The sequence below is a fragment of the Actinomadura rifamycini DSM 43936 genome (assembly GCF_000425065.1).
Taxonomy (GTDB): domain Bacteria; phylum Actinomycetota; class Actinomycetes; order Streptosporangiales; family Streptosporangiaceae; genus Spirillospora; species Spirillospora rifamycini.
Window position 1 is genome coordinate 64,462 of sequence record NZ_AULB01000012.1, and the last position, 18,255, is coordinate 82,716.

Genomic DNA, 18,255 nt, shown 5'->3' on the forward strand with positions numbered 1-18,255 from the left:
CAGAGGGAGCCGTCACATGGCCGGTGGCAAGCGCGACAGGATCAGGATGACGCCGGACGAGGTCGCCTCGTACCTCGCCGAAAGCTTCAAGGTGCAGGTCGCCACGCTCAACAAGGACGGCAGCCCGCACCTGGTCACGATGTTCTACGCGCTCCTCGACGGCAAGATCGCCTTCACGACCTACAAGTCGTCGCAGAAGGTCGTGAACCTGCGCCGCAACCCGGCGATGACGTGCCTCGTCGAGGACGGCGTCGAGTACAGCGAGCTGCGCGGCGTCCAGCTGAACGGGCGGGGCCTCGTCATCGAGGACCGCGACGAGCTCCTCAAGGTCGGCCGCGTCGTCGGGTCCCGCATGGCGGGGCTGCCCGTCCCCGCCATCGGCGAGCCCATCGACCCCGCGATCGAGGCGGGCATCGAGCAGGCGATGTCGAAGCGCGTCCTCATCGTGATGGACCCCGAGGACGTCGTGAGCTGGGACCACCGCAAGGCGTGACCTCGCCGGGCCTCCGCCGGACGCCGTCAGCGCGGCGGGGGCCCGCCGGGGGTTCGCCCCTCCCGGGCCGCGCGCTCGGCGGCTTCGCGGGCGGCGGTTTCGGCGGTCCCGTCGCCGCGGCGGCGGGCCGCCTCGGCGAGGTGGGCGTACGCGTCGGCCTCCAGGTCGGGGGCGTCCAGCGTGCGCACGGCGTCGAGGGCCTGGCCGAAGAAGTTCACCGCCGCCACCGGGCGGCCGGCGTGCAGGTACGCCTCGCCGAGGCCGAGGAGGGCGCGGCCCCGGTCGTACTCGTCGGGGTCCGGCAGGGCCGCGAACTCCTCGGGCAGCGGGCCGAGCAGTTCGATGGCGCGGTCGACGGCGCCGGCGGCGGTCAGCGCGCGGCCCAGGTGGTGGCGGGCCAGCAGGACGGTGCGGCGGTCGCCGCCGTGCTCGGCGTCCCGCAGCGCCTCCTCCAGGGTCTCGACGGCCTCGGCGCGGCGCTCGCGGTCGAGCAGCGCGAGGCCGTGCTCCTCGAGGCCGGTGCCGGGCGCGGACGCGAGGTAGTGGTCGAGGACGCGGCGGAGCGCGGCGTCGCGCTCGCCGGGGTCGTCCTCGGCCGCGGCGTGCTCGGCGGCCCGGACCCGGACCGGGCCGGGCAGCGTGTAGCGGCCGCCGCCGGCGTCGACGGCCAGCCCGTGGTCGGCGAGCGCCCGGAGCTGGGCGAGCGTCTCGTCCTCGGGCCGGTCGGCCAGGACGGCCGCGGCCGGGAGCCCGATGCCGTCGGCGGGCTGCAGGGCGAGCAGCCGCAGCAGCCGGGCGGCCGCCGGCTCCAGCTCCCGGTAGGAGTCCTCGAAGTTCGCGCGCACGTCGAGGGTCCTCCCCGGACGCGCCGCACTCCAACCCGTCCGCTACTCGGCCGGCTTCGCGCCTCCGGCGGCGGCCTGGCGGCGCTCCCACGCCTCCTGCTTCAGGTCGGCCTCGCGGGGCGCGTTGATGTTGCGCAGCCGCTTGTTCATGGACCGGATGAGGAAGAACAGGGCGACAAAGAACGCGATGAAGAACGCGAAGCCGAGCACACCCGGGGAGACCGTGGTGTCGTTCAGGGGATAGTCATCGGCGAGGACTGGAAGCACTACAGACACACCCTCTCCCGGATGCCGGCGAACAGGTCGTCCTCCGGCAGCTCGGTGTCGACCAGGGACCTGGCCAAATGGTAGTCCTCGGTGGGCCATGCCTCGCGCTGGACGTCCAGCGGGACGACGAACCAGAACCCGTTCGGGTCGATCTGGGTGGCGTGCGCGAGCAGCGCCTTGTCGCGGGTCTCGAAGTGGTCGGCGCAGGGCACGCGGGTCGTGACGTCCCACAGCTGCGGGCGCTCGTCGAAGCGCTCCATCCAGTCGTGGTACGGCGATTCGAGCCCCCGCTCGAGCATCGCCGTATGCAGGGCGACGATCCGCTCCTTGTTGAACGTCATGTGGTAGTAGAGCTTGAGCGGCTGCCACGGGTCGCCCTCGCCCGGGTACCGGTCGGGGTCGCCCGCCGCGTCGAACGCCTCCGCCGAGATCTCGTAGGTCTTGACGTGGTCGGGGTGGGGGTAGCCGCCCTTCTCGTCGTAGGTCAGCAGCACGTGCGGCCGGAACTCCCGGACGGCCCGGACGAGCGGCGCCGCGGCCTTCTCCAGCGGTTCGAGCGCGAAGCAGCCCTCCGGCAGGGGCGGCGGCGGGTCGCCCTCGGGGAAGCCGGAGTCGACGAAGCCGAGCCAGCGCTGCCGGACGCCGAGGATCTCGCGGGCCCGCGCCATCTCCTCGTTGCGGACCCGGCCGATGTCGGCCTTGACCTCCGGCCGGTCCATCGCGGGGTTCAGGATGTCGCCGCGCTCGCCGCCGGTGCAGGTGACCACCAGCACCTCGACGCCCTCGGAGACGTAGCGCGCCATCGTCGCCGCCCCCTTGCTGGACTCGTCGTCGGGATGGGCGTGCACCGCCATCAGCCGCAGCGGCTCGTTCCCGCCGGACGGGCGGTCGAGCGTCGTACCGTCGATGACCTCGGACACCTGGGGATCTCCCTCTCAGCGAACACGGCGGGCCGTGAAAAGCGGCCCCGGTTCGGAGCACGCGCCACGACAGACGAGAATTGTCCCTGACAACGTCGCACCCCGCACGGAGATTCCCGCCATGACCACGAGCGTGTCCGACGCCGCAGCGCCCGCCGAGGAACCGACCGACCGGGCGAGGACCGTCCGGGGACGGATCGGCCTGGTGGTGATCGGCGTGCTGGTGGTGCTCGCCGCCGGCGGCTTCGGGATCATCGCGGGGTTCGCCGGTTCGACGACCCCGGGCGTCGCGTCGCAGACGGTCGCCTACGACATCACCGAGAACACCGTGAAGATCAGCTATTCGGTGGCGAAGCCGGAGGGCGACCCCGTGCGGTGCACGATCGACGCGTTCGACACCGACTTCAACATTCTCGCGGAGAAGACGATCCTGGTGCCCGCCGGAAAGTCCGGCGCGACGGGGACCGAGACGCTGCGGACGCCGCGGGAGGCGACCGGCGCGCGCATTCACCAGTGCGCCAAGACGACCGGATGAGCGCAGGCCGGGCGGACGTCCGTGGAACCGGCGGGCCCGGCGGGCGCTGAGGACCGGCGACCGGCCGGCGCATGGACGCGTCCGGCCGGGGCATGGGGATCGCGGCGGCGAAACGGCCCGGCGCACCCGTGCGAATACCGCGGCCGATGCCGAACCGTGATTGGCGGATTGCCGACGACGAGTTCAGGGAACCTTTACCCGCACACACCGGATAGGCTAGAGGTTTCACCCGGCCGCACTTCATGTCGATGACGCTCTCCCACCGGTGGGCGAGCGAGGATCGAACCATGTGATGAGGAGTACCCGTGACCGAGACCCGCGCTGACAAGGACGTCACCTGGCTGACCCAGGAGGCGTACGACCGGCTCAAGACGGAGCTGGACCACCTGTCGGGCCCGGGCCGCATCGAGATCGCTCAGAAGATCGAGGCGGCGCGGGAGGAAGGCGACCTGCGCGAGAACGGCGGCTACCACGCGGCCAAGGAGGAGCAAGGCAAGATCGAGGGCCGGATCCTCCAGCTCCAGGCCATTCTGGAGAACGCCCGCGTCGGCGAGGCGCCGCGCACCGAGGGCCTCGTCGGCCCCGGCATGACCGTCACGGTCACGTTCGAAGGCGACGACGAGGAGGTCACCTTCCTGCTGGCGTCCCGCGAGGAGGTCGGCGCCCCCATCGACGTGTACTCCCCCAACTCCCCGCTCGGCTCCGCGATCAACGGCAAGAAGGTCGGCGAGAAGGCCACCTACACGCTGCCGAACGGCCGGAACATGACCGTCGAGATCCTCGACGCCACCCCGTACGGCGCCGCCTGAGCGGCCACCCACCGCCGGGAGAACGCAGTTCGGCCCGTCGTCCCCGTTTCCGGGGCGGCGGGCCGCTCGCGTTCCCGGCCCTTCCCGGCCCTTCCCGGCGGAGCCGGACGGGCGCGTCAGCGGGGCGGCCGGGGCCGCGCCCCTCCCGCGCGCTCCGCCTGCGGGCGTCCGGACGCGGCGCGGACCAGCGGCAGCGTCCGGTACGGCACCTGGGTGACGAGCGAGATGACGGACGACGCCCGCTCGACGCCCGCGACCTCCACGATCGCGTCGATGACGCGCTGCAGGTCGGTGTTGCTGCGCGCGACGACGCGGCACAGCATGTCGCCCGGCCCGGTGATGGTGTGGGCCTCGATCACCTCGGGCACCTGGGCGAGGCGCGCGGCGACCGGGTCGTGGCCGCCGCCCTGCCGGAGCTGGAGGGTGACGAACGCCGTGACGCCGTACCCGAGCGCGGCCGCGTCGATCTCGGGGCCGAACCCGGCGATCACGCCGTCGCGGATGAGCCGGTCGAGCCGGGCCTGGACGGTCCCGCGCGCGACGCCGAGGCGGCGGGACGCCTCGAGCACCCCGATCCGCGGCTCGGCGGTGAACAGCTCGATCACCCGGCCGTCCAGGTCGTCGATCGGCACGGCGCCCTCCCGGGGTGGTTGTGGTCGTGGTCACATTGCACAGATAGTCCGACCGGTCTGCCGCATCACTCTACAGATTGCCCAGTGATCTGAGAGTCTCTTGCGCACCTTGTAGGCGACTATGGACATTGGGTGGCATGGATGAGTTTCCGGTCAAGGGCATGGACGCCGTCGTCTTCGCCGTCGGCAACGCCAAGCAGACGGCGCACTACTACTCGACCGCCTTCGGGATGCGCCGCGTGGCCTACCGGGGCCCGGAGAACGGCAGCCCGGACGAGGCGGTGCACGTGCTGGAGTCGGGCGGCGCCCGGTTCGTCTTCCGGGGGCCGGTGAAGGCCGGCACCGACATCGGCCGGCACGTCGCCGAGCACGGCGACGGCGTGGTCGACCTGGCGATCGAGGTCCCCGACGTCGAGGCGGCCTACCGGCACGCGCTCGCCCGGGGCGCGACCGGGATCGAGGAGCCGCACGTCCTGGAGGACGAGCACGGCAAGGTGACGATCGCCGCGATCCGCACCTACGGCGAGACCCGCCACTCGCTGGTCGACCGCTCGAACTACACCGGCCCCTACCTGCCGGGCTTCGCCGCCGCCGGTCCGATCGTCGAGCCGCCGGAGAAGCGGTACTTCCAGGCGATCGACCACTGCGTCGGCAACGTCGAGCGCATGGACGAGTGGGCCGAGTTCTACCACCGGGTCATGGGCTTCACCGACATGGCGGAGTTCATCGGCGACGACATCGCCACCGAGTACTCGGCGCTGATGTCGAAGGTCGTCGCGGACGGCACCCGCAAGGTGAAGTTCCCGCTGAACGAGCCCGCCGAGAGCAAGAAGAAGTCGCAGATCGACGAGTACCTGGAGTTCTACGGCGGGCCGGGCGTCCAGCACATCGCGCTCGCCACGAACGACATCCTGGCCGCCGTCGACCAGATGAGGGCGGCGGGCGTCGAGTTCCTCGACACCCCCGACTCCTACTACGAGGACGCCGAGCTGCGGGAGCGCATCGGCGAGGTGCGGGTCCCGGTCGAGGAGCTGCAGAAGCGGCGCATCCTGGTCGACCGCGACGAGGACGGCTACCTGCTGCAGATCTTCACCAAGCCGGTGCAGGACCGCCCCACGGTGTTCTTCGAGCTGATCGAGCGGCACGGCTCGCTCGGGTTCGGCAAGGGCAACTTCAAGGCGCTGTTCGAGGCGATCGAGCGCGAGCAGGAGCGCCGCGGCAACCTCTGACGGCGCTCGGCCCCGGACGCGCCGGACCGGGTCCGGTCGTGTCCGGGGCCGGACGGCCGCTCGCGCGGCGGTGCCCGGGACGTCCGGAAACGGGCACACTGTGTGCCCATGAGCGAACCGCCACAGAACCCCGGCCCCGGCGACGACGACCGGGCGGGCCCGGACGCCTCCGCGCCCGACCTCTCGAAGAACCCCGACGCCGCCGCGGCGCCCGCGCCCGAGGCTCCGGCCGACGACCGTCCGCCGCCCTACCAGGGGGTCTACGGCGCGGGCCCGGGTCAGCAGGGGTTCGCGGCGCCCGGCCCGCCCCCGCAGCACCCGGGGCAGCAGCCCTACGGCGTCCCGCCGCAGGGCCGGCCGGGCTACGGGCAGCCCGGCTACGGGCCTCCGGGATACGGGCCGCCGCCCGGCCACATGGCGCCCGAGGACATGCTGGCCGGGCGCTGGGCCCGGCTCGGCGCGGCCGTCCTCGACAGCCTGATCCTCGGTGTCCTCATGGTCCCGATCATGCTGGCGGCCATCCGCTGGGACCGGTTCACCGAGATCGTCGAGTCCGGCGAGCCGATCACGGACCCGATGGAGGTCTACAACATCCCGGTGCTGCTCACCGGATACGTGATCGTCTTCGTCGTCGGCTTCGCCTACTACACGATCACGCAGGCGAAATGGGGCCAGACGCTCGGCAAGCGGGCCTGCGGGATCCGGCTGGTGAGCGCCGCCGACCATTCCGCGGTGCGCTGGGGGCAGGTCGCGGGCCGCCAGGCGTTCGTGTACGGCATCTCGATCGTCACGGTCGTCCTGAACTTCACGGTGCCCGCCGCCGCTTTCCCCGTCAGCGTCCTCGCCACGCTGGACAACGCGTTCATCCTGTGGGACCGGCAGCGCCAGTCGCTCCACGACAAGGTCGCCGGAACGGTCGTCGTGAAGGTGACGCCGTGGACGGCCGACCCGTACAAGAAGTCATGACGCCGGGACCTTCCGGACAACCTTTGCTCAGCCGCCGGTAAACATTCCTGCGCCCCGGACGCGGCCACGTTTGGAGGGGGGCGCCTCGGCCCAGGTCAACGTCATGACGCATCGGCCGAACGACCCCGGCTCCGGGGGAGAACCGGAGGACTGGCCGCCGCCCGAGCAGCGGCCGCAGGGGCAGGGGCACGGACCCCCGCCCGAGCAGCCCGGCGAGCCCGGCCCCGACCGGCCCGACCGGCCCGACCAGCCGGGGCAGCCGGGGCAGGGGCAGCCCGGGTACGGGCAACCGGGGTACGGGCAACCCGGCTATGGGCAGGGACAGGGGCAGTACGGCCAACCCGGATACGGCCGACCCGGCTATGGGCAGCCGGGCTACGGGCAGGAGCAGTACGGCCAGGGCGGGTACGGGCAACCGGGGTACGGGGAGCAGGGGTACGGGGGGCAGGGGTACGGGGAGCAGGGGTACGGGGAGCAGGGGTACGGGGAGCAGCCTCCGCCGTACCCGGGGTCCTACGGCGGCGGCCCGTCCGGCGGTCAGCAGTACGGCGGGCTTCCCGGATACGGCGGCGGGCCGAACGAGTACATCGACCCGGCGGCCGGGCTGGCGAGCCGGTGGGCGCGGCTCGGGGCGGGCATCGTCGACCTCGTCGTCCTGTCGATCATCTCCGGGCTGATCTCGCTGCCGTTCGTCAACTGGGACACCGTCGTCGACCCCGAGCCCGGCGAGTACGCCTACAACGGCATGCAGGTGTGGACGAACCTGATCGCCATCATCGTGGGCTTCCTCTACTTCTGGCTCATGCACGCCAAGTGGGGGCAGACGCTCGGGAAGATGCTCCTGCGGATCCGGGTGGTGCGGGAGGAGGACGGCGGGCCGATCGCGACGAGCCAGGCGGCGGCGCGGTCGGCGTTCTACAGCGTGCTCGGGGGGATCTGCGGTTGCATCGGGTTCATCGACGTCCTGTGGATCCTGTGGGACCGGCGCAGGCAGGCGCTGCACGACAAGATCGCCCGGACGGTCGTGGTCAAGGCCGATCCGCGGGCGCCGAACCCCTACGCCATGCGCTGACGGCGGTTCCGCCGGGTATCCGAGTTGCCGGGCGCGTCCCCGTCCGGGCAGGCTTGACGGCGTGAACATGGCCGGACACGACCGCAGCCCCCGTCGTCCAGGCGCGCGCGCCGCACTCCGGGGCGTCGCGGGGGTGGCCGCCCTGGCCGCCGCCGGGACGCTGACCGCGTGCCAGCTCCCGGGCGGGGACGCCCCCGAGCGGGCGCCGGGCGCCGCCGCGACCGGCCCGGCGGGGCCCACCAGCGCCGGGGACCCGTACGTCCCGGGCGACGGGAACGGCGGGTACGACGTCCAGCACTACGGGCTGAAGCTGACGATCATGCCGGACGCCGCCGAGCAGCTGTCCGGGACCGCGACGATCACCGCGAAGGCGACCGCGCGGCTCGCCCGGTTCAACCTCGACCTCACCGACCTGAAGGTCGCGGAGGTCACGGTGAACGGCGCGCCCGCGCGGACGCAGCGGGCCCAGGGCGAGCTGGAAATCACGCCGGCCGAGCCGCTGGAGAAGGGCGCGGAGTTCACCGCGGTCGTCGCGTACTCGGGGACGCCGGAGCCGGTGAACGACCCGGTCCTCGGCACCTACGGGTGGATCCGCACGCCCGACGGCGTGTTCGTCGCGTGCCAGCCGAGCGGCGCGCAGACCTGGTTCCCGAGCAACGACCACCCGTCCGACAAGGCCCTGTTCGACTTCGAGATCACCGTGCCGGCGGGCCTGACGGCGGTCGCGAACGGGACCCCCGAGTCGCTGCCGGGCGGCGGGTCCCCCGGCGGCGGGACGCCCGGCGCGCCGCAGGAGCCGGACCCCGGGACCCCCGGGACCCCCGGCGGGACGCCCGGCGAGCCCGGCGGCGCGCCGGGACCGGCGGTCAGCCCGATCGGCGCGCGCGCCACCACGACCTCGAAGTGGCACGTCGCGAACCCGATGGCGACCTACCTGGCGACGGTGACGGTCGGCGAGTTCGCGTTCCGCAACGGCACCACCGCGTCGGGCGTCCCGGTGATCTCCGCCGCCGACCCGTCCTCGTCGACGAGCCTGGACGGCTTCCACCGCGAGAACATCCGGGTCACCGAGGAGTTCTCGAAGCTGTTCGGGCCGTACCCGTTCGCGTCGTCGGGCGGGATCGTCGACAACGCGGCCGTCGGGTTCGCGCTGGAGACGCAGACCCGGCCGGTGTACGGGTCGTACGGCGTGACGCCGACGCTCATCGCGCACGAGCTGGCGCACCAGTGGTTCGGCGACAGCGTCAGCGTCACGCGGTGGAAGGACATCTGGCTGAACGAGGGCTTCGCGTCCTACGCGGAGTGGATCTGGGGCGAGCGGTCCGGCGGCCCGGCGCCGCAGGAGCAGTTCGACCGGCTGTACGAGACCGGCGGGGACGAGCTGTGGGACGTCCCGCCCGGCGACCCCGGCCGCAAGGACATGTTCCACCGGTCCGTGTACGACCGGGGCGCGATGACGCTGCACGCGCTGCGCACCGAGGTCGGCGACGCGGCGTTCTTCGAGATCCTCAAGACGTGGACGAAGGAGAAAAAGAACACGAACGCCACGACGCCGCAGTTCGTCGAGACGGCGGAGCGGGTCTCCGGGAAGCGGCTCGACTCCCTCTTCCGGGCGTGGCTCTACGAGCGCGGCCGCCCGCCGCGCTGACCCGGCGGACGCCCTCCGGGCGCCCGCCCTTGACCCGACCTTGGCCTTTCCCGGCCGTGATGATCGCAAGATGAGATCGTCCCGCGCTTGATCCGGCGCCCCGGCGAGGAAATTCTTGATCGCGACAGAGGCGTCGAAGGAAGGCGAGGTCCATGAGCAGAGCGCACAGAGCCGTGACGGCGGTGGCGCTGGGCGCCGCGGCGGCGGTCCTGGTGACGGCGGCGCCCGCGGGCGCGGCCGCCCGGTTCACCCCCGGCGCGCCCGGCGCGGGCGACCCGTACTTCCCCGACATGGGCAACGGCGGCTACGACGTCCGGCACTACGACGTGCGGCTGGAGTACGACCCGAAGACCAAGGGGATCGAGGCGGTCGCCCGGATCCGGGCGAAGGCCACGCAGAACCTGTCCCGGTTCAACCTCGACTTCCTCGGCCCGCTGAAGATCTCCTCGCTGAAGGTGGACGGGCGGAAGGCGAGGTTCGCGCGGACCGGCGCGCAGGAACTCGAGATCACCCCGGACCGGGGCCTGCGGCGCAACCGGGCCTTCACGGTGACGGTCGCGTACGCGGGCGTCCCGCAGACGGTCGACGACCCGGCGCTCGGCACGTCCGGCTGGATCCCCACGACGGACGGCGCGGTGATGGTGAACCAGCCGTTCGGCGCCGCGACGGTCTACCCGGTGAACGACCACCCGACCGACAAGGCGACCTACACCTTCACGCTGACGGCGCCGAAGGGCCTCACGACCCTGTCGAACGGCGACCTGCGCGGCGTCTGGACGAGCCGCGGGAAGACCACGACCCGCTGGGACATGCGCGCGCCGATGGCGAGCGAGCTGTCGATGATCGCCATCGGGCGGTACGACGTGCTCAAGGGCCGCACGGACCGGGGCGTCCCGAACCTGACGGCGACCGACGAGCGGCAGGGCGTCTCGCCGGAGAACGCGAAGAAGTTCCACGAGCTGACCGGTGACGTCCTCGACTTCCAGTCGGCGATGTACGGGCGGTACCCGTTCCGGTCGACCGGCGGGATCGTCGTCAAGGGCGGCTTCGGGTACGCGCTGGAGACGCAGGGACGGCCCGTGTACGACCTCGGGCACCGTCCGGGCGCGATCCCGAGCGCCGGGCTCGTCGCGCACGAGCAGGCCCACCAGTGGTTCGGCGACTCGGTGACGCCGGAGCGCTGGGCCGACATCTGGATGAACGAGGGCCTCGCGACGTACTCCGAGTGGCTGTACGCGGAGAAGTTCGAGGGCAAGCCCGTCCAGGCGTCGTTCGACGAGGTGTACGCCGCCCCCGCCGACGACGGCCTGTGGACGCCGGTCGTGTCCGACCCGGGCCGCGACAACATCTTCCACGGCGCCGTGTACGACCGGGGCGCGATGGCCGTCCACATGCTGCGCGCGGAGATCGGCGACCGCGACTTCTTCCGGTTCCTGAAGGCGTGGCCGTCCGCCTACGAGGGCCGCAACGCCTCCACCGAGGACTTCGTCCGGTTCGCCGAGCGGGTCTCCGGCGAGGACCTCGGCGCGTGGGCGAAGACCTGGCTGTACTCGCCGGGCAAGCCCGCGCTGTAGGTCAGCTCAGCGTGAGGGTGTAGCCCTTCTCGCGGAGGCGGCCGATCACGTCCTCGGAATGGTCGGCGCCGCGCGTCTCCAGGTGCATGAGGACCTCGGCCTCCTCCACGTGGAGACGCGCGGCCATCCGCTCGTGCATCACGTCCAGCACGTTGACGCCCAGCTCCGCCAGCTCGCCCAGCAGCGTCACCAGGGCGCCGGGACGGTCCTTGAGGCGGCACCGCACGACCAGGTAGCGGCCCGCGCCGGCGAGGCCGTGCCGCAGCACCTTCGACAGCAGCAGCGGGTCGATGTTGCCGCCCGACAGCAGCACCACCACCGGCGTCCGGACGGCGTAGGAGTGTTCGAGCAGCGCCGCGACGCCCGCCGCCCCGGCGGGTTCCACGACCTGCTTCGCCCGCTCCAGGCACAGCAGCAGCGCCTGCGAGATCGACTCCTCCGACACGGTCACGACCGCGTCGACCAGCTCGGTGAACAGCTCGTAGGTGAGGTCGCCCGGACGGCCCACGGCGATGCCGTCCGCCATCGTCGCCTGCGTCTCGATCCGCATGGGGCGCCCGGCGGCCAGCGACGGCGGGAACGCCGCCGCGCGCTTCGCCTGCGCCCCCACCACCTTGACGTCCTTCTCGACGCCCTTGATGGCGGCGGCGACGCCCGCCATCAGCCCGCCGCCGCCGACCGGCCCGACGACCGTCCGGACGTCCGGGCACTGCTCCAGGATCTCCAGGCCGATCGTGGCCTGGCCGGCGACGACGTCCTGGTGGTCGAACGGGTGGATCAGGATCGCGCCCTGCTCCTTGGCGTAGGTGTCGGCCGCGACGAGGCAGTCGTCCACGGTCGGGCCCGGGAAGATCACCTCGGCGCCGTAGCCGCGGGTCGCCGCGACCTTCGGCAGCGGCGCCCCCGCCGGCATGAACACCGTCGCCCGGCAGCCGAGGATGGACGCCGCGAGCGCCACGCCCTGCGCGTGGTTGCCCGCGCTGGCCGCGACGACGCCGCGGGCCCGCTCGGCGTCGCTGAGCCGCGCGATCCGCACGAACGCCCCGCGGATCTTGAACGAGCCGGTGCGCTGCACGTTCTCGCACTTCAGCAGCACCGGGCCGCCGATCGCCTCGGACAGCGCCCGGGACCGGATCAGCGGCGTCGGGACGATCACGTCGGTGAGCAGATCCCGGGCGGCGCGGACGTCGTCGAGGGTCACGGGAGCCATGCGCCGATCTTCCCACGGCCCGGTAACGGCTCAGTCCGCGTTCCAGTAACGGCCGGGAGCGAAGATCAGCGCGGCGGCGCCGATGAGGCCCGCGGGCTGCCCGAGCGCCGCCGGGACGATCTCCAGGCGGCGCGCGAACTCCATCCGGGCGTGCGCGTCGAACGCCTCCCGCAGCGGGTCGAACAGCAGCGGCCCCGCCTGCGAGACCCCGCCGCCGATCGCCACGACCTCCAGGTCGCACAGGTGCGTCGCGGACGCGATCGCGATGCCGAGGGCCCGCCCGGCGCGCCGCATCGCCGCGACCGCGACCGGCTCGCCGTCCCGCGCGTCCGCGGCCAGCTCGACGCCGGTCCCGCCGGGCTCGTCCGCCCGCCAGCCGTGCTCGCGGGCCCACGCCACGAGGCCGGGGCCCCGCGCGACCGCCTCCAGGCACCCGCGGCCGCCGCAGCCGCACCGCGGCCCGTCCGGGTCGACGACCACGTGCCCGACGTGCCCGGCGTTGCCGCTGGCGCCGTCGACGAGCCGCCCGCCGAGGACGAGCCCGCCGCCGACGCCCGTGGACACCACCATGCCCAGCACGTTCGCGCGGCCGCGGCCCGCGCCGCGCCAGTGCTCCCCGATCGCGACGCAGATCGCGTCGTTGTGCACCCGGACGGGCAGGCCCGGGTGCCGCTCGCGGAGCCGCCCGCGCAGCGGGAACCCCCGCCACGCGGGGATGTTCAGCGGCGACACCTCCGCCGCGGGCCACGTCATCGGGCCGCCGCAGCCCACCCCGACGCCCGCGAGGTCGGGCGCGCCGCCCTCCGCGACGACCTTGTCGAGGAGCGCGTCGAGCGCCCGCCACAGGTCCTCGGCGTCGCGGTCCGGCGCGTTCGGCGTCGGGGCCCGGTCGTAGGCGACGATGCGCCCGCTCTCCTCGACGAGCGCCGCGGCGAGCTTCGTCCCGCCGATGTCGATCGCGAGGACCGGACGGGTCGCGGGAGCGGTGTCGGTCACGCGTGGTCCCCCGCGCGGCCGAACGCCAGGATCGACGCCGTGAACCCGTGCACGTGGTTGCGCCCCGACACCGGCCCGATCTCCCCGGCCGCGAAGAACCCGCCGACGCCCGCCGGCCCGAACGCGCGGTCCAGCACCTTCGCGTCGTGGTCGGAGTCGGCGAACATCGCCTTCCCGCGCCCGTTGCAGGAGAACAGCAGCGCGCCCTCGACCGGCGCCATGTCGAACCGCTCCAGCAGCGCCGCGAGGTCCTCCTCGGCGGCGCCCGCGTCCCGCACCTGGAACCGGACCGTGCGGCCCACGTCGACGACGTCCCCGATCGCGATCGCGCCGTTCTCGGTGTCGGCCCCGACGACGCCGCGCACGAGGAAGTCGCCGTGCTCGTGCTCGTCGGCGTACTCGTCCATCGCGACACCGATCAGCAGTCCGCGTCCCGCCATCTCCTGCTCGTCCTCGGGCAGCCCGATGACGATCTCCTCGAGCTTCTCCAGCGCCGGGGTGCCCGCCAGCTCGTAGAGGACGTTCTCCTCGGCGCGGGTCACGACCATGTCGGGCCCGATCGGCCGCGCCCCCTGGCTGACCAGCGTCGCCGCCGCCACCGACCCGCCGATCACCACGCCGACGGCCCCGTCGGAGTGGACCTCGCCGTCGACGAACAGCCGCACCGTCCCCGGCCCGGTGCCCTCCGCGAGCCCGCCGACCAGCGGCAGCCCCGGCAGGGCGTCGTCCGAACGCTCGACGAACGCGTCCACGGGGAAGCTGTAGGGGTCGGTGAGCAGCACGCCCACCACGTCGTCGTCCTGCCCCTCGGGCATCCCGACGACGATCAACCGGTCGTCGGACCGCAGCGTCTCGAGGCGGAACGGGTCGATCCGCGCGCCGGGCAGCACCGCCGCCCACGCGCTCACCGCGCCCGTCTCCTCCACCCCGCGCCCGGCGCCGATGACCCCGGCGCCGCTGCACCCGATCATCACCGCGGGCCCCGCGGCCAGCGCCGCCCCGTGCGCCGCCGCCTCGATCTCGTCCGGATCGTCCCCGCTGATGAACACGCAGACCAGGTCGGGCGCAGCGCTCAGCGGCGCGAGCGCCTCCTCCACCGCCGTCACGGCGGCACTGGACAGATCCGGGCCGACAGCCAGCCCGTCACCGAATCGAGCCATGGCGCCGCCTCCTCGTGTATCGGGCTCGGTTCACCCTTCCAGTCTCCCCCCGAACGGGGGTGTTAGCCCAGCGGGCCGACCCCCTGGAACCCCCGGCACGGGGACGACGATCCTCGCGTGCTGTCTCGAAGCCCCCCGGCGCTCCGCGCGACGCGTGGCCCGGTTCAGGGCCTCTCCCTCGGGGACGATCACGCAAGCCGCCGTAAACCGCCGCCTCGAGAAAACCGGGCGTCGCGACGTTGGACACCGATCCCACGGGGCCGCCGGACACGAGGGCCTGCACGGCACACCACGCGGCCCCTTGCACCCGGGAAAGTTTGGGGGGTCGCCCCCCCGATCCATGACGTAGTGTCGATCTCGTGCGTGCATCCACACCCCGCGAGACCACGGTGGGCGAGCTGCGCAACAGCGGTCACGTCCAGCGTTCGGTGAAGGCCGAGATCCGGCACAACCTGCTCGACCGCCTGAGATCGGGCGAGCCGCGGTTCCCCGGAATCCTCGGATTCGACGAGACCGTCCTCCCCCACCTGGAACGGGCGCTGCTCGCCGGGCACGACCTGGTGCTGCTGGGCGAGCGCGGGCAGGGCAAGACGCGGCTGATCCGCACCCTGGCCGGCCTGCTGGACGAGTGGACGCCGGTCGTCGCCGGGTGCGAGATCAACGACCATCCGTACGCGCCGGTGTGCGTGCGCTGCCGCAGGCTCGCCGAGGAGCTCGGGGACGGGCTGCCGGTGGCGTGGAAGCACCGGGACGAGCGGTACGGGGAGAAGCTCGCGACGCCCGACACCAGCGTCGGCGACCTCATCGGCGACGTCGACCCGATCAAGGTCGCCGAGGGCCGGACGCTCGGCGACCCCGAGACCGTGCACTTCGGGCTCGTCCCGCGGACGAACCGGGGTGTCTTCTCCATCAACGAGCTGCCCGACCTCGCCGAGCGGATCCAGGTCGCGCTGCTCAACGTGCTCGAGGAGCGCGACGTCCAGATCCGCGGCTACGCGCTGCGGCTGCCGCTGGACGTCCTGCTCGTCGCGAGCGCCAACCCCGAGGACTACACCAACCGCGGCCGGATCATCACGCCGCTGAAGGACCGGTTCGGCGCGGAGATCCGCACCCACTACCCGCTGGAGCTGGACGCCGAGCTGGAGCTCATCCGGCAGGAGTCCGACTTCGCCGACCTCGGCGGGGTGCCCGCCGAGGTGCCCGACCACCTGGTCGAGGTGATCGGCCGGTTCACCCGGCTGGTCCGCGAGTCGACGGCGGTCGACGCGCGGTCCGGCGTGTCGGCGCGGTTCGCGCTGGCGGGCGCCGAGACGGTCGCGGCGGGCGCGGTGCGGCGGGCGGCGCTGACCGGCGAGGAGCGCGCGGTCGCGCGGGTGTGCGACCTGCCCGCGGTCGTGCCCGCGCTGCTCGGCAAGGTGGAGTTCGAGGTCAGCGAGGAGGGCCGCGAGCAGGAGGTGCTGGAGCACCTGCTGCGGCGGGCCGTCGCCGAGACCTACCGGCGGACGCTCGGCGCCGCCGACCTGAGCGGGCTGTTGGACAAGTTCGACGCGGGCGACAGCGTGGAGTCGGGCGAGCTGGTGCCGGCGTCGGAGCTGCTGCGCCGCGTCGGGCAGATCCCGGGCCTGGCGCGGATGATGGAGCGGCTCGGCATGTCCGGGGACTCCCCCGGGCAGGCGGCGGCCGCGCTGGAGTTCGCCCTGGAGGGGCTGTTCCTCACCCGGCGGCTGTCGAAGGACGCCGCCGACGGGACGTCCACCTACCGCACCTGAGGCACCTGAGGCACCTACCGCACCTGAGGGCCACCGATTGGGGGCGCGACTGTGAGCCGATACCGGTACGGCGCGTACGAGGACGGGCCCGACCCGCTGGCCCCGCCCTACGACGTCCGCGGCGCCCTCGACGCCGTGGGCGACGCGGTCCTGGACGGGACGCGGGCGGGCGACGCACTGCGCGACCTGCTGCGCCGCGGGCTGCCGGGCCGCGACGGGCGCGGGCTGGACGACCTGCTCCGCGAGGTCCGGGAGCGGCGGCGCGCGCTGCGCGACCGGGGCCGGCTGGACGGCACCCTGGAGCAGGCGCGGGCGCTGCTCGACACCGCCGTCGGGCAGGAGCGCGCCGAGCTGTTCCCCGACCCGAGCGACGACGCGCGGCTGCGCGAGGCCGAGCTGGACACGCTGCCGGACGACACGTCGCAGGCCGTGCGGCGGCTGGCGAACTACGAGTGGGCGTCGGACGCGGCGCGGGCGACGTTCGAGAAGCTGAAGGACCTGCTGCGCAGCGAGGTGCTCGACGCGCAGTTCCAGGGGATGAAGCAGGCCCTGCAGAGCCAGGACCCCGCGCAGATGCAGCGCGTCAAGGACATGATGGCCGCGCTGAACGGGATGCTCGAGAAGGACGCCCGGGGCGAGCACACCCAGGAGGACTTCGACCGCTTCATGGACGAGTACGGGGAGTTCTTCCCCGACCGTCCGGAGAACCTCGAGGAGCTGGTGGACGCGCTGGCCCGGCGCGCCGCCGCGATGGACCGGCTGATGGCGTCGCTCAGCCCCGAGCAGCGGGCGGAGCTGGCCGGGCTGATGGACGAGGTCATGAAGGACGCGGGCCTCGCGATGGAGATGACGCGGCTGGGCGACGCGCTGCGCACCCGCCGCCCCGACCTCGGCTGGGGCGGCGCCGAGCCGATGACCGGCGACGACCCGCTGGGCATGGGCGACGCGACGTCCGCGCTGGCGGAACTCGCCGACCTCGCCGAGCTGGAGGCCGCGCTGGGGCAGGAGTACCCGGGCGCGCGGCTGGACGACATCGACGAGGACGCCGTGCGGCGCGCGCTGGGCCGCCGCGCCGTCGACGACCTGCAGGCGCTCCGGCGGATCGAGGCGGAGCTGGAGCGGCAGGGCTACCTGCGCCGCAACCGCGGCAAGCTCGAACTGACGCCGAAGGCGGTGCGGCGGCTCGGCGAGACGGCGCTGCGGCGGGTGTTCGCGCAGCTCGCGTCGGGCCGGTCCGGCGACCACGACCAGCGCGACGCCGGGCAGGCGGGCGAGCTGACCGGGTCGAGCCGCCCGTGGCGGTTCGGGGACGAGCAGCCCCTCGACGTCGTCCGGACGGTGAGCAACGCGGTGCGGCGCGGCGCGATGGCCGGGCCGGTCGCGCGGGTCGCCGAGCCCGCGCCCGCCGAGCCGTCCGCGAACGGTTCGCGCGCGGACGTCCTGCCCGGCGGCGGTGCGGGCGGCGGCGGGGTGCCGGGGCCGCGGCCCGTCCGGCTGGGCGTGGACGACTTCGAGGTCCACGAGACGGAACGGCGCACGGGCGCGGCCGTCTGCCTGCTGGTCGACCTGTCGTACTCGATGGTGCTGCGCGGGACGTGGGCGGCGGCGAAGCAGACGACGCTCGCCCTGCACACGCTCGTGACGAGCAAGTTCCCGCAGGACGCCATCCAGATCATCGGCTTCTCGAACTACGCGCGGACCCTGCACCCGACGGAGATGGCGGGGCTCGACTGGGACATGGTGCAGGGCACGAACCTGCACCACGCGCTGATGATCGCGGGCCGCCACCTGGACCGGCACCCCGACTTCGAGCCGATCGTGCTCGTGGTGACCGACGGGGAGCCGACCGCGCACCTGCGTCCGGACGGGCGCTCGCTGTTCGACTACCCGCCGTCCACCGAGACGCTGGTGCTGACGCTCGCGGAGGTCGACAAGATGACGCGGCGCGGTGCGGGGATGAACTTCTTCATGCTGGCCGACGACCGGCGGCTGGTGTCGTTCGTGGAGGAGGTCGCGCGCCGCAACGGCGGCCGCGTCTTCGCGCCGGACGCGCAGCGGCTCGGCGAGTACGTGGTGAGCGACTACCTGCGGGTGCGGCGAGGCCGCAGGTAGCGCCCGCGGGGGCTAGGG

At 73.4% G+C, this 18,255-nt stretch carries 17 protein-coding genes; 10 read left to right on the forward strand and 7 right to left on the reverse strand.

What is annotated here, in order from left to right:
* Positions 1–16 precede the first annotated feature (16 nt).
* On the forward strand, positions 17–493 hold the full coding sequence (locus tag H505_RS0111975) for a pyridoxamine 5'-phosphate oxidase family protein (protein WP_026402182.1): 477 nt from the start codon (positions 17–19) through the stop codon (positions 491–493).
* 26 nt (positions 494–519) lie between these two features.
* Here the strand turns inward: H505_RS0111975 and H505_RS0111980 are convergent, their stop codons facing one another.
* Genes H505_RS0111980 through mca form a run of 3 tightly spaced genes read right to left on the reverse strand, consistent with a single transcriptional unit; the run spans position 520 to position 2,459 of the window.
* Positions 520–1,338: a tetratricopeptide repeat protein gene (locus H505_RS0111980; RefSeq protein ID WP_026402183.1), complete on the reverse strand. Its 819-nt coding sequence runs from the start codon at positions 1,336–1,338 to the stop codon at positions 520–522.
* A gap of 42 nt (positions 1,339–1,380) precedes the next feature.
* Entirely contained in the window at positions 1,381–1,605 is a 225-nt protein-coding gene (locus H505_RS41380; RefSeq protein ID WP_034517670.1) for a hypothetical protein, read from the reverse strand.
* Positions 1,605–2,459 carry a mycothiol conjugate amidase Mca gene (mca, locus tag H505_RS0111990; RefSeq protein WP_026402184.1) on the reverse strand — a complete coding sequence of 285 codons (855 nt, stop codon included), beginning with the start codon at positions 2,457–2,459 and terminating at the stop codon, positions 1,605–1,607. Before mca ends, H505_RS41380 begins: the two co-directional genes overlap by 1 nt.
* Before the next feature lie 187 nt (positions 2,460–2,646).
* On the opposite strand from mca, the gene H505_RS48880 reads away from it, so the two are divergent.
* Both H505_RS48880 and greA read left to right on the forward strand, forming a co-directional pair.
* A complete protein-coding gene (locus H505_RS48880; RefSeq protein ID WP_051300577.1) occupies positions 2,647–3,060 on the forward strand; it encodes a DUF4307 domain-containing protein in 414 nt (137 codons plus the stop codon).
* Positions 3,061–3,365: 305 nt separating this feature from the next.
* A complete protein-coding gene (greA, locus tag H505_RS0112000; RefSeq protein WP_026402186.1) occupies positions 3,366–3,869 on the forward strand; it encodes a transcription elongation factor GreA in 504 nt (167 codons plus the stop codon).
* A 116-nt stretch (positions 3,870–3,985) separates the two neighbouring features.
* Here greA and H505_RS41385 read toward each other — a convergent pair whose 3' ends face one another.
* On the reverse strand, positions 3,986–4,501 hold the full coding sequence (locus tag H505_RS41385) for an Lrp/AsnC family transcriptional regulator (RefSeq protein ID WP_051300578.1): 516 nt from the start codon (positions 4,499–4,501) through the stop codon (positions 3,986–3,988).
* A gap of 137 nt (positions 4,502–4,638) precedes the next feature.
* Between H505_RS41385 and hppD the strand changes: the two genes are divergently transcribed.
* The 5 genes from hppD to H505_RS0112030 all read left to right on the forward strand — a co-directional run bounded on the left by hppD (position 4,639) and on the right by H505_RS0112030 (position 10,990).
* Entirely contained in the window at positions 4,639–5,730 is a 1,092-nt protein-coding gene (gene hppD, locus H505_RS0112010) for a 4-hydroxyphenylpyruvate dioxygenase (RefSeq protein WP_051300579.1), read from the forward strand.
* Positions 5,731–5,838: 108 nt separating this feature from the next.
* On the forward strand, positions 5,839–6,696 hold the full coding sequence (locus tag H505_RS0112015; protein ID WP_026402188.1) for an RDD family protein: 858 nt from the start codon (positions 5,839–5,841) through the stop codon (positions 6,694–6,696).
* 103 nt (positions 6,697–6,799) lie between these two features.
* Positions 6,800–7,768 (forward strand): RDD family protein, encoded by a 969-nt coding sequence (locus H505_RS47550; protein WP_157432972.1) that lies wholly within the window; start codon positions 6,800–6,802, stop codon positions 7,766–7,768.
* Between the two features lie 67 nt (positions 7,769–7,835).
* Positions 7,836–9,416 carry a M1 family metallopeptidase gene (locus H505_RS0112025; protein ID WP_051300607.1) on the forward strand — a complete coding sequence of 527 codons (1,581 nt, stop codon included), beginning with the start codon at positions 7,836–7,838 and terminating at the stop codon, positions 9,414–9,416.
* A gap of 152 nt (positions 9,417–9,568) precedes the next feature.
* On the forward strand, positions 9,569–10,990 hold the full coding sequence (locus H505_RS0112030; RefSeq protein WP_026402190.1) for a M1 family metallopeptidase: 1,422 nt from the start codon (positions 9,569–9,571) through the stop codon (positions 10,988–10,990).
* A gap of 1 nt (position 10,991) precedes the next feature.
* Here H505_RS0112030 and ilvA read toward each other — a convergent pair whose 3' ends face one another.
* The 3 genes from ilvA to H505_RS0112045 are packed head-to-tail and all read right to left on the reverse strand — an operon-like array spanning position 10,992 to position 14,356.
* Entirely contained in the window at positions 10,992–12,200 is a 1,209-nt protein-coding gene (ilvA, locus tag H505_RS0112035; RefSeq protein ID WP_026402191.1) for a threonine ammonia-lyase, read from the reverse strand.
* Between the two features lie 30 nt (positions 12,201–12,230).
* Positions 12,231–13,196, reverse strand: a complete 966-nt coding sequence (locus H505_RS0112040) for an ROK family protein (protein WP_026402192.1) — start codon at positions 13,194–13,196, stop codon at positions 12,231–12,233.
* Positions 13,193–14,356 (reverse strand): FIST signal transduction protein, encoded by a 1,164-nt coding sequence (locus H505_RS0112045; protein ID WP_026402193.1) that lies wholly within the window; start codon positions 14,354–14,356, stop codon positions 13,193–13,195. The genes H505_RS0112040 and H505_RS0112045 overlap by 4 nt, the downstream gene beginning before the upstream one ends.
* A 359-nt stretch (positions 14,357–14,715) precedes the next feature.
* Here H505_RS0112045 and H505_RS0112050 point away from each other — a divergent pair, with 359 nt between their 5' ends.
* Both H505_RS0112050 and H505_RS0112055 read left to right on the forward strand, forming a co-directional pair.
* Positions 14,716–16,125, forward strand: coding sequence for a sigma 54-interacting transcriptional regulator (locus H505_RS0112050; RefSeq protein ID WP_026402194.1), 1,410 nt, complete (start codon positions 14,716–14,718; stop codon positions 16,123–16,125).
* A gap of 51 nt (positions 16,126–16,176) precedes the next feature.
* A complete protein-coding gene (locus H505_RS0112055) occupies positions 16,177–18,237 on the forward strand; it encodes a vWA domain-containing protein (RefSeq protein ID WP_026402195.1) in 2,061 nt (686 codons plus the stop codon).
* The last annotated feature ends 18 nt before the right edge of the window (positions 18,238–18,255 follow it).